This is a genomic window from Vibrio mytili (genome assembly GCF_000830505.1).
GTDB lineage: Bacteria > Pseudomonadota > Gammaproteobacteria > Enterobacterales > Vibrionaceae > Vibrio > Vibrio mytili.
In genome coordinates this window covers 1-14,649 of record NZ_JXOK01000004.1, presented here as the reverse complement: position 1 = coordinate 14,649, position 14,649 = coordinate 1, and the positions used below count along the sequence as shown (strand labels likewise).

Annotated in this window: 11 protein-coding genes, 3 tRNA genes and 1 pseudogene; 9 read left to right on the top strand and 6 right to left on the bottom strand. The window is 43.9% G+C overall.

Annotated features, from left to right (window positions below; all coding sequences use genetic code 11):
* Positions 1–261: 261 nt before the first annotated feature.
* Complete coding sequence (locus SU60_RS00660) at positions 262–642, bottom strand: cystatin domain-containing protein (protein WP_041154096.1); 381 nt, start codon at positions 640–642, stop codon at positions 262–264.
* 240 nt (positions 643–882) lie between these two features.
* Between SU60_RS00660 and SU60_RS00655 the strand changes: the two genes are divergently transcribed.
* Positions 883–1,401, top strand: coding sequence for a lipocalin family protein (locus SU60_RS00655; RefSeq protein WP_041153864.1), 519 nt, complete (start codon positions 883–885; stop codon positions 1,399–1,401).
* A 50-nt stretch (positions 1,402–1,451) separates the two neighbouring features.
* Here SU60_RS00655 and ltaE read toward each other — a convergent pair whose 3' ends face one another.
* Together ltaE and SU60_RS00645 are read right to left on the bottom strand one after the other, a co-directional pair.
* Entirely contained in the window at positions 1,452–2,456 is a 1,005-nt protein-coding gene (ltaE, locus tag SU60_RS00650) for a low-specificity L-threonine aldolase (protein ID WP_041153863.1), read from the bottom strand.
* A 39-nt stretch (positions 2,457–2,495) separates the two neighbouring features.
* Entirely contained in the window at positions 2,496–3,011 is a 516-nt protein-coding gene (locus SU60_RS00645; RefSeq protein WP_041153862.1) for an NUDIX hydrolase, read from the bottom strand.
* Between the two features lie 272 nt (positions 3,012–3,283).
* Here SU60_RS00645 and SU60_RS00640 point away from each other — a divergent pair, with 272 nt between their 5' ends.
* The 4 genes from SU60_RS00640 (at position 3,284) to dld (ending at position 8,665) form a co-directional block, all read left to right on the top strand.
* Entirely contained in the window at positions 3,284–4,948 is a 1,665-nt protein-coding gene (locus tag SU60_RS00640) for an ATPase RavA domain-containing protein (RefSeq protein ID WP_041153861.1), read from the top strand.
* Positions 4,949–4,957: 9 nt separating this feature from the next.
* Positions 4,958–6,403 carry an ATPase RavA stimulator ViaA gene (gene viaA / locus SU60_RS00635; RefSeq protein ID WP_041153860.1) on the top strand — a complete coding sequence of 482 codons (1,446 nt, stop codon included), beginning with the start codon at positions 4,958–4,960 and terminating at the stop codon, positions 6,401–6,403.
* A gap of 237 nt (positions 6,404–6,640) precedes the next feature.
* Positions 6,641–6,714 (top strand) — tRNA-Cys (locus tag SU60_RS00625).
* A gap of 244 nt (positions 6,715–6,958) precedes the next feature.
* Positions 6,959–8,665, top strand: coding sequence for a D-lactate dehydrogenase (gene dld / locus SU60_RS00620; protein WP_041153858.1), 1,707 nt, complete (start codon positions 6,959–6,961; stop codon positions 8,663–8,665).
* Between the two features lie 72 nt (positions 8,666–8,737).
* On the opposite strand, the gene SU60_RS00615 is transcribed toward dld, so the two are convergent.
* Entirely contained in the window at positions 8,738–9,046 is a 309-nt protein-coding gene (locus tag SU60_RS00615) for an AzlD family protein (RefSeq protein ID WP_041153857.1), read from the bottom strand.
* Positions 9,043–9,774 carry an AzlC family ABC transporter permease gene (locus SU60_RS00610; RefSeq protein WP_041153856.1) on the bottom strand — a complete coding sequence of 244 codons (732 nt, stop codon included), beginning with the start codon at positions 9,772–9,774 and terminating at the stop codon, positions 9,043–9,045. Before SU60_RS00610 ends, SU60_RS00615 begins: the two co-directional genes overlap by 4 nt.
* Positions 9,775–10,112: 338 nt before the next feature.
* Here SU60_RS00610 and SU60_RS00605 point away from each other — a divergent pair, with 338 nt between their 5' ends.
* The 4 genes from SU60_RS00605 (at position 10,113) to SU60_RS00590 (ending at position 14,012) form a co-directional block, all read left to right on the top strand.
* Entirely contained in the window at positions 10,113–12,335 is a 2,223-nt protein-coding gene (locus tag SU60_RS00605) for a hypothetical protein (RefSeq protein WP_041153855.1), read from the top strand.
* Positions 12,336–12,411: 76 nt separating this feature from the next.
* Entirely contained in the window at positions 12,412–13,491 is a 1,080-nt protein-coding gene (locus SU60_RS00600) for a hypothetical protein (RefSeq protein ID WP_041153854.1), read from the top strand.
* A 331-nt stretch (positions 13,492–13,822) separates the two neighbouring features.
* Positions 13,823–13,908 (top strand) — tRNA-Leu (locus SU60_RS00595).
* A gap of 31 nt (positions 13,909–13,939) precedes the next feature.
* Positions 13,940–14,012: transfer RNA gene (locus SU60_RS00590), tRNA-Cys, on the top strand.
* A 44-nt stretch (positions 14,013–14,056) separates the two neighbouring features.
* Here SU60_RS00590 and SU60_RS00585 read toward each other — a convergent pair.
* Positions 14,057–14,649, bottom strand: a pseudogene (locus SU60_RS00585) (lipase family protein); the annotation flags it as partial.

The following is a 14,649-nucleotide window of genomic DNA, read 5'->3' as shown; positions in this document are numbered from 1 at the left end:
AGGCCGGGATTGTATCACAAAAATATGTAATATATTTTCAAGTTGCAGGTAAATTTATGAGGTTGGTAATGTTTGTACTGTTCTTACCCTCGGTGCCAAACAGTGTTTGGGGTCTATAAGACGTTGATGGTGCCACTTGTAACATATTGGCATAGTTCTATGTAATTAAACGTCCGTGACAGTGTGCTTACCTATACCGTCAGTCAATTCAATAAACGTTCTGCACTTATCGGATTCTTTGATCTGCTGTTTATGTTGATATTACTGCTTGCAGAAACGTCCTTTTCGTGGGGATTGTGCTAACGCGTATTGACCTTCCAGATTTCGGTAAACAATGGTATTCCACACCGAGGCATCATCCAGTTCATACTCTATCGCGTAATTGACGCCACTAACGATTTGCGCGTGAACGTCAGTAATCTGCTTGAACGTTGCCGGTGTGTCCATTTTTGTCAGAACAAACGCCATCGCTTTTTGTACATCTGGAGTCGCGTCGAACCTTTCCCACCCACCTAGCATCTTATCTTGTGAGTCACATATATCTGTCGAGGTAATGACATTTACCGTGTCACTTTTGTCTTGTGGTTGACAACCCATAACCAAAGTTAACACGGCGCAAGCTGACACTAATTTTAAATTCATAACAACGACCTCACTTGATTTCGACACATATTATATCCGTGTCGCGTGAAAAGAAATGTCTATATCATGCAAACTTTTGATATATAAACAGTTAAATTGAAGGAATCGATGTACAAGTGTGTAGGTTTTAACCTACATTCATTGGTGGAGGAATTTCAATAGCACTACCTTTAGTGATCGAAATTCACAGTGAATCGTAAAATAACCCATTTAATTGTGTTGCATATGGTAAAGAGCTGCATGAAAAAACTAAAGATATTGTTAACCGTTGTATTGTTTGCGCTGTTCGGCTGCACATCTAAACCTGATGGAATAGAACCAGTCAATAATTTTGACCTTAATCCCTATCTCGGTAAATGGTATGAAATTGCTAGATTAGACCACTCATTTGAGGCTGGATTATCGCAAGTTTCTGCGGAATATAAGGTTCGCTCAGATGGCGGTATCGATGTGATAAACCGTGGGTACTCTGCTCAAAAGGGGGAGTGGAATCAAGCGAAAGGCAAAGCGTATTTCGTTGAAGATGAAAATACAGGGCACCTTAAAGTGTCGTTTTTTGGTCCGTTTTACTCCTCATATATTATCTTCGAACTCGGAGATGAGTATGACTATGCATTTGTTTCTGGATATAACCACGAATACCTTTGGCTACTTTCAAGAACACCGACGGTAGATGACGCTTTGGTAGAGCGTTTTAAACGTGTGGCGAAACAAAACGGTTTCGATGTTGATGGGCTGATCATGGTTGAGCAGCAGTAAGGGTGTCTAGAAAATACCGCTTCCCCGTGATGGGGAAGCGAACGTATGTCCTACAGTAGGGCTTTCAAACTGGATAGGAACAGGTCGATATCTTGGCTAGAGATGTCTTTGTGGGTAACAAAGCGTACAGGGTTCCCTGGCGTGATAACGATATTCTGTTTTGCTAGCTCCTCAGCAATACGGTTGATATCTATGTGCGGCTCTATCTTAGCAAACACGATATTGGTTTGAACGAAATCAGGATTAACAGAGAAGCCAGGCAATTCAGACAATCCTTGAGCTAAGTTTTTCGCGTTGACATGATCTTGCTTCAGTTGATCAACCTGCTCCGTCAATGCCAGTTTACCCGCTGCGGCTAAAATACCTGCTTGACGCATGCCGCCACCAACCATTTTTCGCAGACGTCGCGCTTTAGCGATGTAGTCGTGGCTACCTAACAGCAGCGATCCAACAGGCGCGGCAAGACCTTTAGAAAGACAAATGGTCATAGAATCAAAATATTGACCGATTGCTTTAACAGGCACACCTAATGCAACTGCTGCGTTAAATACGCGAGCACCGTCGAGATGTAGCTGAAGGTTATGTTTATCTACAAACTGTCTTGCTTCCGACAAATATGACAGTGGAAGCACTTTGCCATTAATCGTGTTTTCTAAACTGAGTAAACGAGTGCGAGCAAAATGGCTGTCATCAGGTTTGATCGCCGCTTCGAGCTTATCAAAAGGCAGGGAGCCATCAGGATTGTTTTCAACAGGTTGTGGTTGGATTGAACCGAGAACCGCTGCGCCACCGGCTTCATAGCGATAATTATGTGCTTGTTGACCACACAAGTATTCGTCGCCGCGACCACAGTGAGCCATCAATCCTAACAGGTTCGCCTGGGTGCCGGATGTAGTGAAAAGTGCTGCTTCAAAACCAGCAAGTTCAGCGGCAAACAGTTCTAGTTCATTCACCGTGGGATCATCACCGTAAACGTCGTCACCGACGGGAGCCGTAAACATAGCTTCTCGCATTGATTGCGTGGGTTGGGTGACGGTATCCGAGCGAAAGTCCATCTTTATCTCCTTGGTCGTAAATTATAGCTTAGTCGTAAATCATAGATAGCCACAAAGGCGTGCTTTGCAAAGGCAAGCAATCGTTTTGGCATCGGTTATCAAACCCTCAATGATTTGTTGGTCAATCTCTTTGGGTGACAGTGTCACTACTTCGATGACCTCATCGTCGTCAGGTTCGTAACGATGAGTTGCGGTTAAATGTTCCGCTACAAATAAATATTGTATTTCATCGCAAAAACCAGCAAGAGGGGTAACTTGACCTAATGATGTGTATTTTTCTGCGCTGAATCCGGTTTCTTCTTCGAGTTCTCTTTTGGCACAAGACAGCGGGTCTTCTTCAGGTTCACGTGTACCAGCCGGCAGTTCTAATAGCCACTTTTTTAAAGATGGCCGAAACTGATGAACCAGTACGATATCGCCTTCGTCTGTGACAGGTAAAATCACCGCAGCTCCCGGATGATGGATTGTGGTGTGAGTAATCGTTTGACCTGTTGGAAGGGCGATAGCTTCTTCAACCAAAGAAATCTGCTTCCATTTATGAATTGTTTTACTCATGGAATGTGAATCCTAGCTAGTAAGGCTAGCTCGAACAGTAACGATAAATACGCAGAAAAAAAAGAAAAAACTGACCTAAAAGAGAACAAACGTTTGCGTTGTTCGTGATTGGAGTCCCATAAATGAAAACTATGATTACTGACAAAAGAGAACGCCGTGCGTCTGCTATAAGGGGAGCTAGAATAAAATACACTTGTAACAAAGTGGCAACATATGTATAAAGCTAATTACTACGCTAAATACAACGCATTAGTCCAGCAGTCGGAGCACGTATGATTCAACCTTCCATTACTACGTCAAACGCTGAGAAAGCGCTTCTTTCAGAGCGTATCAATAAGCTAGCTAAAGCGTTGACTGATGGGGTCTATGAACGTGAACATACGATAAAACTCTGTCTTTTAGCTGCACTTGCTGGTGAAAGTGTTTTCCTTCTTGGTCCTCCGGGGATCGCCAAAAGCTTAATTGCCAAACGCCTTATACAAGCTTTTGATAATAGTAGCTACTTCGAATATTTAATGACTCGCTTTTCAACGCCAGAGGAAGTTTTTGGTCCGTTGAGCATTCAAGAGCTAAAAGATAATGGTCGTTATGTTCGTTTGACCAAAGGCTACTTACCGACGGCACAAGTCGTCTTCCTAGATGAAATTTGGAAAGCGGGTCCCGCTATCTTGAACACGCTGCTAACCGTGGTGAACGAAAAAACATTCAAAAACGGCAGTGACATCGAGCGTGTGCCGATGCGTCTGCTGGTTTCAGCCTCGAATGAACTGCCAGATGAAGATAGTGGATTAGACGCACTTTATGACCGTATGCTTGTGCGAGTGTTCGTCAATCGTATTCAAAATAAACAGAATTTCAAATCTATGCTGACTGTTGGTACCGCGCAAGAAGCGCAAGTGCCAGAAGGCCTAGCAATCACTGATGAAGAGTATCATCAGTGGCAGCAACAATTGGATAAATTGACGCTTACAGACAATGCGTTCGAAAAGCTTTTCCAACTCAAAACCATGTTAGAGCAGAAGGTGGAAGCGGAGTTTGGCGATGTGGCTCAAACTGACATGTATGTGTCGGATCGTCGTTGGAAAAAAGCGGTAAAATTGCTAAAAGCAAGTGCATTCTTTAATGGTCGTGACGAAATTAACCCGCTTGATTTACTCTTGCTGCAAGATTGTTTGTGGAACAGTCCAGAATCCCGTGATGTCGTGCGTAGTGTGGTACAGGAGTTTGCGTTAAAGCACGCTTTTGATCAGCAAGACGCAGAGCAGGAAATCGATTATTGCCGTGAGACGCTCGTCGACGTCCAACATGAACTTGAAGATGCCTACCGCATGTCTCTTACCTCGGAAACTTCGACCGGTATTCTGCGTAAAGAAACCATGCGTTTTGATACATCTAAAGCGAAAACGTACAAAGTGGGCGCAGCGGTTAATTTGGTTAAGCTCGTTATATTGCAAAGCAATATGTCAGTGTCTGAATCTGAAAAAGGCGATAGCCGATGGGTTTATCTACCTAAGGATGAACTAGACCGTGTGATCAAAGACGGCAATGGTGATGTATACGGCTACGTCAATCAGAACACCAATATGTGCCGTTTGAGGCTGGATGTTGATGCTGCGAACAACTTAGTGATTCGTGATATCGCCAACCGAGGCATTTTAGTGGGCTTAGTGACTCAGCAAGGCTTAGATATCGAACAGTATCAGAAATGGCTGACGTTGAGCGAAAAAGCGGTTAGCCAACTGCGTGAAGCCGAACACCATATGCGCAAGGTAAAAGCGAACTTCCATGATGCATTGCCGCACAGCTTTGTCGATCCCGAGTTACCACGAATGATGGAATCGAGTTTACAGCAGGTCAGCCAGCAACTTGAGTCGGTACAACGTGAAAGCGAAAAAATCATACAGCGCTTCAAAAACTTACCAGAGTTTTTCTCATAAGGAGACCATATGTTAGGGGCAGACGGTTTCAACTTAGCTTTGATGATAGCGGATTCGGGTATCATCGACGGCGCTGTAAACGACCTCATGGCACGTTCTCAAGTGATGATGATGGCGGAAAATAGAGGAATGAAATCCTCGGTTAAAAATCATCTGCTGAAATGGCGGGGGAATGTCAAAAAGCGCATCACCAAAGTGTGTGAAACGGAGCGATTCCAGCAAGAGTTGTCTCTGTACCAGGAGGTGATTCACTGGGATGAAGAAGAGTTTTTTGAACGTATCGAAGGCATCATTAAGCAATTAGAGTGGCACTCTGCGTTTTACATGCAAGCGCGTCGGATGATGGAGAAGAACAAAGGGGTAAATAACCCAATGTTCCCGCATTATTTCTGCGACCAATGGTACCAAAGCCTTGCTGATGCAATTAAACAGGCGCAGTTGAGTGAGCTCGAAGTCAATAAAGAGAAAGTGTTGAATGATCTTTATCAACGTATGGAAACCATGCGTAATATGGACAAGGTCACTGAGTCCGGAGATGCGGAGAGTGTAGGACGTTTATGGGATATGGCATCTGCCAAGCTCAGCAAAACGGATCTGACCGTAATGAAACGTCATGCCGAGTTTTTGAAAAAACACAAAGGACTTCAAGAAATCGCTGAAAAGCTGGGTCGAATGGCAGGGCAAGTCAACGATCCAGACCTCAACCGCGCACCGATGGAAGAGCTGCAGATGGTCGAGGAAAAAAGCGATGAAGCGACCGATGACATTGTGGGCATCCACGAAAGTGACGACCTAAACAAGCTGCTTCCGAATGAAACCATGTTTTTAGCTTATCCTGAGTTGGAAGTGGTGTTCTACAAGCACCTGGTTGATAAGCGTTTGATGAATTACCGCACTCAGGGCAAATCACGTACCTTGCGTAAGGTGAAAGCGCATCGTCCTGATCATAAAGCGGTTGATATTGAGAAAGGACCGTTTATTGTTTGTGTCGATGCGTCTGGTTCAATGAGCGGCTTCCCTGAACAATGTGCGAAAGCCATGGCGTATGCACTGATGCAAATCGCTCTAGCAGAGCAACGAGATTGCTATGTGATCATCTTTTCTACGGAACACATTACGTATGAGTTGACTAAGCAGGATGGATTGCGTGAAGCGGCGGACTTCTTAACGTACAGCTTTCATGGCGGTACGGATTTAGAACCAACCCTGAATAAAGCGATCGACTTGATGAGTGGTGATAAATACAAAAATGCCGACATGGTGGTGATTTCCGATTTCATTGCACCGAAGCAACAAGATGAATTGCTGGCGAAAGTCGACGCTCTAAAAGCGAAGAAAAATCGATTCCATGCGATTAGTTTGTCTAAGTACGGTAACCCCGCGTTGATGGCGATGTTTGATCACACCTGGTCTTATCATCCTAATGTGGTTGGTCGCTTGTTAAAACGCGCTTAGCTTGCACGCTAAAAATGTGAACGCTGGTTTTATTGTGTAAAGCACTCATTACCTAACACAATAACCGCATAACGCAACAATTCCGGAAAACAATAATTAAGCAACTCGATTGAACTTTCATCGGATTGACGTAAAACGAAGCAAACAAACCGTAATTGATAGGTTTTTGTTTGACTATGTTTTGGGAATCCGTAAAGTACACGGCAACGCAACATACCGTGTTGCGTTTTCAAATCAGGCGCCTTGGCAGAGTGGCTATGCAGCGGATTGCAAATCCGTGGACCTCGGTTCGATTCCGGGAGGCGCCTCCATTCTCTATTCATCGATATTTTCAACGCTATTCTATTTTACGCTTGTTCCCTGACTTCCCAACGTCGTACCGCAGCCAACACACCACACATAAACCGCATATCGTATCCGCCTCTTTTTAATAACACGTGATCGCGCACAGCTGTTAAAAAATAGTTTTGCTATTGTTTCGCTCGTTAACACAGTGACCCGCTACGGTTTATCAATCTTTGCCGAAAGAGGTCTTATAAAAATAGAGAACGGGAAATGAAACAAAAGCAGTTGATAGAACAATTTAAAGCCGTCGTTGGAGAAGAAAACGTCCTCACCGAACAAGTGAAAACGAAATATTACCGCTCTGGTTTTCGCTCAGGAAGTGGTACCGCGCTCGCAGTTGTATTCCCTAATACTTTGTTGGAACAGTGGAACGTTATTAAACAGTGTGTTGAGGCTAATTGCATTATTATTATGCAAGCAGCAAAAACGGGACTTACAGAAGGATCAGCGCCAAGCGGTAACGATTATGATCGTGATGTTGTGGTTATCAATATCACCAAGATAAAACGTATTCACTTAATCGATGGTGGTAAACAAGCAGTCTGTCTACCCGGAGCCAGCTTGCACTCGCTCGAAAAAGCGCTCAAAACCGTAAACCGCGCACCGCACTCTATTATCGGCTCTTCTTCTCTTGGCGCAACTGTGGTTGGAGGCATTGCAAACAACTCGGGTGGGGCGCTTGTTAAACGTGGGCCAGCTTATACTGAGCTTGCGATTTACGCCCAAGTGGATAAGCAAGGCAATCTACACTTAGTGAATCATTTAGGGATTGATGGATTAGGCGAAACGCCAGAAGAGATTTTACAAAACTTACAAGACGGTAATTTTGACGCTGAGAAAATCATTCATGATGATCGCATGGCATCTGATAAGGAGTACGACCAACGTGTCCGTGATGTGACTTCTGATATTCCTTCTCGTTTTAATGCTGATGAACGTCGACTGTTTGAAGCGAGTGGTTGCGCGGGTAAGTTAGGTGTCTTTGCGGTTCGTGTCGATAGCTACCCGGTCCCGGAAAAAGAGCAGGTCTTTTACCTCGGCACTAATAATCCAGCCAAATTAACCAAGCTCAGACAAGACATCCTATCCAAGTTCAAAAACTTACCTGAAATGGGAGAGTATCTGCATCGAGATATCTTTAACATGGCAGAAAAGTACGGCAAAGATGTCTTTCTATCCATTGATAAGTTGGGAACCGACCGCCTACCGAAAATGTTTGCAATGAAGGCCAAGGTGGAGAATTTCTTAGAACGTGTGCCGTTCGTCAGTAAATTCCTTCCGGATACTATCTTATACTATGCCAGCAAATTATTCCCTCAGCATCTGCCTGAGCGAATGTTGGAGTTCCGAAATAAGTATGAGCATCACCTTATTCTAAAGATGAGTGATGGTGGTATTGATGAAGCGAGGAAATACCTGCGGGAAGAGTGGGCGATTGAAAGTGATTGCGATTTTTTCGAGTGTACTCCGGATGAAGGTAAAAAAGCCTTTTTACATCGCTTTGCGGCAGCGGGTGCAGCGATTCGCTATGAAACGATTCATAGAAACGAAGTAGAAGATATTGTTGCTTTGGATATTGCTTTGCGTCGGAATGATGAAGAGTGGATTGAAAGCTTACCCGAAGAAGTGAGCAAGAATCTTGTGGAGTCGCTCTATTATGGTCATTTTATGTGCTATGTGTTCCATCAGGATTATGTGTTTAAAAAAGGCACAGATACCAAGTTAATGAAAAGACTCATGCTTGAGCACTTGAACAGTCGAGGAGCAAAGTACCCCGCAGAACACAATGTGGGGCACTTATACGAAGCAGAGAATTCGCTACAAACGTTCTATCATGAGCTGGACCCGACCAATACGTTTAACCCAGGTATTGGTAAAATGGACAAGTACAAACGTAACTGTAATTGCTGCGCCTAACGGTTGCGAGTCTGCTCGCATGATTTGAACTTATATGATTTCGTAAATTAAGCCCAAATAGTTTGGCTTAATTTATATTGCTCGTACTAAAGCCGCAGCAATAATCCCCGCAGCGATGGCGGGTAATGGCTTTTTAATGATAAACATGACGACGGCGGTGGACAAAAGCGCCGCTCTCGCGCCACTATCGCCTTCTACTGCGAGGGGGGCTAACAACGCGATTAATACCGATCCAGACATGGCCGTTATAAATCGCTGAACTCGTTCACTGATCGGTATCAGTGACATGACAAATACACCACCCCAACGGGTCATTAATGTGACCACTGCCATTGCCAATATAATGATGAGCGTGCCGATAAAACTGGTTTCAATACTCATTCGCTTTTCTCCTTCCAACACGCACCAAATATTCCGCCAGTGAGGGCACCAACCACCACATGGCTATTTTCAGGTAAATACCAATAAGCCAGCATTGACGATGCCGCCGCAATTAACCAAATAGCGAATACTCTTAAGTTGGTAGGACCCGCAATTGCCATAGAGAGTAGAAAACAGCCCATAACCATGTCGAGACCAAGGCTTACAGGATCATTGATCGCGCTTCCGAAATATATGCCTATCCACGTCCCTATCATCCAGAAGCCCCAGAGCGCCAGCCCACCTCCAACCAACAAGCCCATTCCCGGCTCTTTTTTACTAAAGGCATTCATCGCCATCGCCCAGTTCGCGTCTGACGCCACTAGCATGACACCGTAACGTTTAAAGGGTGGCAATTGTCTTAACCATGGGTAGAGGGTCGCGCCCATTAAAAGATGGCGAGCATTGATCGCGAAAACCGTGATTAATACTGGGACTAAAGGAACCTGTTCACCCCACATGTCTAACGTTGCGAACTGGGACGCGCCTGCAAAGACAAGGCCACTCATCAGCAATGTAGGAAAGGCATCTAAACCTGTTTGTGCTGCAGCCACGCCAAAAGCGAGACCGAATATCACAACGAAAAAGGAAAGGGGGACAAGTTGTGTAAATCCATTCCAAACATCCGTATGGGTGAATTCGTGCAATCCACTCGAAGGGTAGTGGAGGTGTTTTTGATTTTCTGTCATGGAGCACCTAGCAGACGTGAAACGCTAATATTAAGCAATTGTTATAATTTTGAGAACTATATCTCTAACATTAATCACGTTTTCTTTCAAATATTGCTTCTGTGAATAGCAAAAACTTTAAAATGAGTTCTTCTCTAAAATTGGCAAGTATTGTGATCATAGGTCTAAAAACATGAGTGTAATTTAACCATATTTAATCGACTAATCATGTTTGAATTATTCATATTGATAATGATTTGTAGCTAATATATATTCGGCGTCGATGATAAATTAGTTTAAAAAAAAGATAATTTCATCACTCTAAATGACTAGAAAAATTACAATAGGATTGTTTATTCATGAAAAAATCAGTACTCGCTGTGGCGATCATGGCTACAGGGCTTTTGGCTGGCTGTGGAGGCGACAGCAGTGGTTCGTCTTCTAGCACTAACGAAAGTGCACAATCATCTGTTTCAGGTATTGTGAATAAAGGTATTGTTGAAAACGGTTTAGTAACTGTGTGTTTGGCAACAGCTGCTAATGTGGCGGGGAAATCCTGTCCGGATGATGAGCTGATCGCCACCGCAGTGACCGACGACACAGGGGCTTACTCTGTTTCTGATCTCCCTCAAAACAAAGCATTGTTGTTTGTTTTGCAGAATAACCCAGAGCTGCAAACTCGCATGAAATGTGATTATGCTGGCTGTGCAACAGGTGATGTGGCGTTTGGCGATTGGTTCAATGTGGCCGATGATTTCAAGCTGATTTCACTCGTTGCTCCTACATCTAGTTCTTTGACTTCACACATGACCAACCTTACTGATGCAGCGGCAAAACGTGCGATTGAAATCGGTGCAGGTAGCGAAATTTCCATTGAAAGTGTCAATGCCGGTAAGCAATACGTTGCCGAAGTCCTTGGCGTAGACCCACAGAAACTGTCTGAAATTGGTGCTGTGGACTTAACCGATGCTGAAGCAGTGAAAGCTGCGGTTGAAAATGGTGACTTAGCTTCGATTAAAGCTGCCACGTTATCTGCTGCCATCGCAGACGCTGGTCAACCCGTTGAAAACTTATGGTCGAATCAAGCCAATACAACCGATTATGACGATACCTTGCGTACGGCTATTTTAAGCAAAGCGACGGATGTTATTGATGAGGTTGGTAAGAATGCTGAAGATGAAGCTCTATTGACTTCTGTTGAGCAAGAGATCGAAGTAGAGAAAACTGAAAAGCCGACCGTTTCAGAACCTGAAGCCACCGATGATATTACGGCGGGGAAAAACTTAGTTAAGCAAGTGCGTACCGTATACGACTCAGCAACAGCGGAAGACGGTGACTTACGTGTCAGTTTCGCAAATTTGGAAGAAAGTCTAGAGCCTATTCCAGCCCTTCTTGAAGAAGATGTGAATGGCGCATTTGATCTGCTGGCAACAGCATTTTCTTCCATTGCTTACCATATCAACAGCGAAGTTTTCGATGAGCAAGGCGACTATAACGTTACTGTAAACGAAGCAACTAAGACTTATGTGATCAATACTGAAAGCGTAAAGTTGACGGTTGTTGGTTCAATTGAGATCGATGAAACGGAATCAGAAGAACCATGTACAGAAACTGAAAATGCCTATGTATGTGAAGATAGCTTCAGTTCGAACGCTAATATCAACCTAGAAATCACTGAGCTGTTGGTTAAAAATGGCGCAGCGACGCTAAGTGCTGAATCTGGCCAAGTGATTGTTGATAACTTCAAAGAAGAAAACCAATACTCTGGTTCATATCAAGATGGTAATGAGGACGAGTTAGAAACAGGTTCTTCTTCTGCTGATCAACTAAGCTTCGTACTAACAAATCTAGAGATTGTTGGTCAGGACGTGCAAAGCAATCCTGTATCATTGTCTGGTTCTGTGACTGCAACCGTAAACGGCTTGGTATACAATTTTGAAGAATCAGACAGCTTCGTCGAAACGCAAGAAGGTGATGTGTATGAGAACAGCAACACTTACCAGTTTGATGAAAACGCAACGTTCGAGAACCTTATATTTACTCTAAGCGGTGAGATTGAGTACAACCAACAAACTGTTGGAGCTTTGGTTGATATTCGTGTCGACAACCCAGATGGTTTCATCGCGTTCAACGACGTAGATGAAGTTTGGAGCTATAGCGATAATTTTTCAGATAATACTCAATCTGAAGACGAAGGCTTAACTGAAGAAGAAACCGAGTCTAAGTTCATCCGTGGCTCTGTACTGTTAGAAGTAAATACTGAACTCAACCCTGAAAACCCTCAGCAAGGCGAGGTTAGCCTTCAAGTTACTCGTCCTAGCGTAAACACAGTCGTACTAGATGGTCATGTAGTTTATAACGAAGACCAACTGAACATCGACAGTACGATCGATACAGAATCGGACGAAGCACCTGTTGTTGTTCTGAGTAACAGTACTGCTAGCGCAGAGCTGACAGAAAATGAGCAAGGTGAGTTTTCTGGCCAAATCAAGGTTAATGGCAGCGTTGTAGCGAACATTGACGATACCGATACTGCGGTTGTCGTTCGTTACACCAACGGTGACTTTGAAACATTATTCTAAGTAACTGAACTTCCGACCTTTAATGAAAGAGCTCTATCCTGAGCTCTTTCTTATTTCTATTTGAGCCTATTCGATTATGACTGTTAGCACTGCTTTAATCACACCATTATTAAGCTTTATTCCTCTGTCACTACCTAATGACAGTACGCAAATATTTACCGATATTCATGTCTCCGGTTACGCGGAAAACAACGAAATTTACCCCCTAATTAAAGGCCACCCTGGGCATTACTCAACCTCTGAACACGCATATACCCTAAATCAGGCGGAAATTGGTGTCAGAATGGGAGAGTTTTCAGTGTCTTTGTTTAGCCGCTACGAGTGGTACTTAAACTACAGCCCCGACGCAATGTTACTCTATGGAGAATCAGTAAATGGACAAGACATGCAAGGTGGGAAAGTGTATGACATTGACCTTAATGTTGAGCATCTTGTCAGTAATGGGCTGAAGTTGGGTTGGAGTCACGATTGGAGTGAATCATTCAGTTCATACGTATCAGTCAGCTATCTAGAAGCCCGGGAAGTGATGAGTGGCCGACTTAATGGTCATGTGCAGCATCTTCAAGGACAGAATTATGATGGGTTGCTCAACTTGAATTATGTCTACAGTGAAGATGTGTTACTTGATAGAGAATTGAGCGGAGATCAGAAAAGCCATTTCGGATATAGCTCTGACGTTGGTTTGAACTGGATGCCAACGGATAAATGGTTTGTAAGCCTATGGGCGCAAGACGTACTTAATGCCATCAAATGGCGAGGAGTGCCCCGTACACGCGCAACAGCGGATACCGCCACCGCAGAAACGGATGAAGATGGATTTGTTTCTATTCGGCCTACGGTAACAGGACGAGAAGACGACACGGATTATACACAACACTTGCCTACGAAATATCATAGTCGCGTGTCTTACGTCGCTGATCAAAATGCGTTTGGCTTAAAAAGCTTATATGTCGATGACTTATGGCTAGTTGACGCGGAGTGGTTTGCACGTTGGAACAATCAGTTATTTACTCAAGTGACATATAACATTCAATCGGATGCGATTGGGTTAAAAGCTCAGTGGTACGGCCTAACATTAGGTGTAGCAAGTGACTCGATAGACTACCAAGATGCAGAGCACCTGAATGTGAATATTGGTTTTGGGTTCAATATATAATTTCGGGCTGTGTTGGTCATTTTTGGGCCACAGATAGTATCTTATGTCCTCATGAAGCAGTGCTTTATTTCTACTTTTTCATGGTCGCAGAATAGGCAGATTGCTGCTCATATATACGTTGTGGCGCGTTTTTGGTCATCTGATTGATAAAATTGAAATTTTTTATTGACGATATTTTTCTATGCGGTAAAGTACGCCTCGTTCTCACGGAGAAGTCCAGTAAGAACACGGGGATAAACGTTTCGCCCCATGAATAGAATTAAATGATAACGCAGAAAGCGATATCAAAGATGGTGTTTATCGTACTAAACGGCATCGCAAAGTATTGCGTGCCTGGTGGTGGAATTGGTAGACACAAGGGATTTAAAATCCCTCGGCGTTCGCGCTGTGCCGGTTCAAGTCCGGCCCGGGGCACCATCTATTTTCTCTTTAGAGAACTAAAAATTAAGGCGCTTGGCAGAGTGGCTATGCAGCGGATTGCAAATCCGTGGACCTCGGTTCGACTCCGGGAGGCGCCTCCATTATCTTAAAACCAGCCCAATCGGCTGGTTTTTTTGTTTCTGCGCTATCTTTCATCAAAAAAGTCTTTATCTCTTATGTATTTGCTCATCAAATGATAAGAAAAGGGGCGGATAAGCAGCTTAGTAGAGAGCGACCTAAACGGATAAACGTGGGAGTATTTTCGTAAATTCGACCGTTGTATAGCCACAGCATTTTACCCACATGCCAATAAAGAAACGGTACTGGTGGCATAAATGTGACAATATCGATGTCACAACATATCCGATAGGTTTTGTGAGCCAAGCCGTAGTTCCTTTTAAATGACCAGTCACCAATGGCGGGTTGCCCAAATGTTACGATGCGCTTAATGCTTTTGGGATGTTTCTTTTCTATATAATCCGCAAATACACTACCAATAGCACCGCCTGATGAATGCCCGGTAACGGTAATGCGCTTTCCCTGTAATATTAGTGGTACGACGGTGGTTTCTAAACGCTCTAGCACGGTTTGACCCAAGCGGTCTTCATTTCGGCTTGGTTGGCTCTCTTGGAAAAGGAGATGGTAAAACCCTGCATGGATACGATAGTTAAGACCCAACTGACGGCAGCTTCTCGTCCACATTGCAAAGTTTGATAGCCAATCAGTAAGGCCCGAATT

Bases quoted from the DNA above. Each gene is read 5' to 3' on its own strand.
- SU60_RS00645 (WP_041153862.1), bottom strand. From the start codon at position 3,011: ATGAGTAAAACAATTCATAAATGGAAGCAGATTTCTTTGGTTGAAGAA.
- SU60_RS00615 (WP_041153857.1), bottom strand. From the start codon at position 9,046: ATGAGTATTGAAACCAGTTTTATCGGCACGCTCATCATTATATTGGCA.
- viaA (WP_041153860.1), top strand. From the start codon at position 4,958: ATGTTAGGGGCAGACGGTTTCAACTTAGCTTTGATGATAGCGGATTCG.
- SU60_RS00655 (WP_041153864.1), top strand. From the start codon at position 883: ATGAAAAAACTAAAGATATTGTTAACCGTTGTATTGTTTGCGCTGTTC.
- SU60_RS00600 (WP_041153854.1), top strand. From the start codon at position 12,412: ATGACTGTTAGCACTGCTTTAATCACACCATTATTAAGCTTTATTCCT.
- SU60_RS00640 (WP_041153861.1), top strand. From the start codon at position 3,284: ATGATTCAACCTTCCATTACTACGTCAAACGCTGAGAAAGCGCTTCTT.
- ltaE (WP_041153863.1), bottom strand. From the start codon at position 2,456: ATGGACTTTCGCTCGGATACCGTCACCCAACCCACGCAATCAATGCGA.
- dld (WP_041153858.1), top strand. From the start codon at position 6,959: ATGAAACAAAAGCAGTTGATAGAACAATTTAAAGCCGTCGTTGGAGAA.
- SU60_RS00660 (WP_041154096.1), bottom strand. From the start codon at position 642: ATGAATTTAAAATTAGTGTCAGCTTGCGCCGTGTTAACTTTGGTTATG.
- SU60_RS00610 (WP_041153856.1), bottom strand. From the start codon at position 9,774: ATGACAGAAAATCAAAAACACCTCCACTACCCTTCGAGTGGATTGCAC.
- SU60_RS00605 (WP_041153855.1), top strand. From the start codon at position 10,113: ATGAAAAAATCAGTACTCGCTGTGGCGATCATGGCTACAGGGCTTTTG.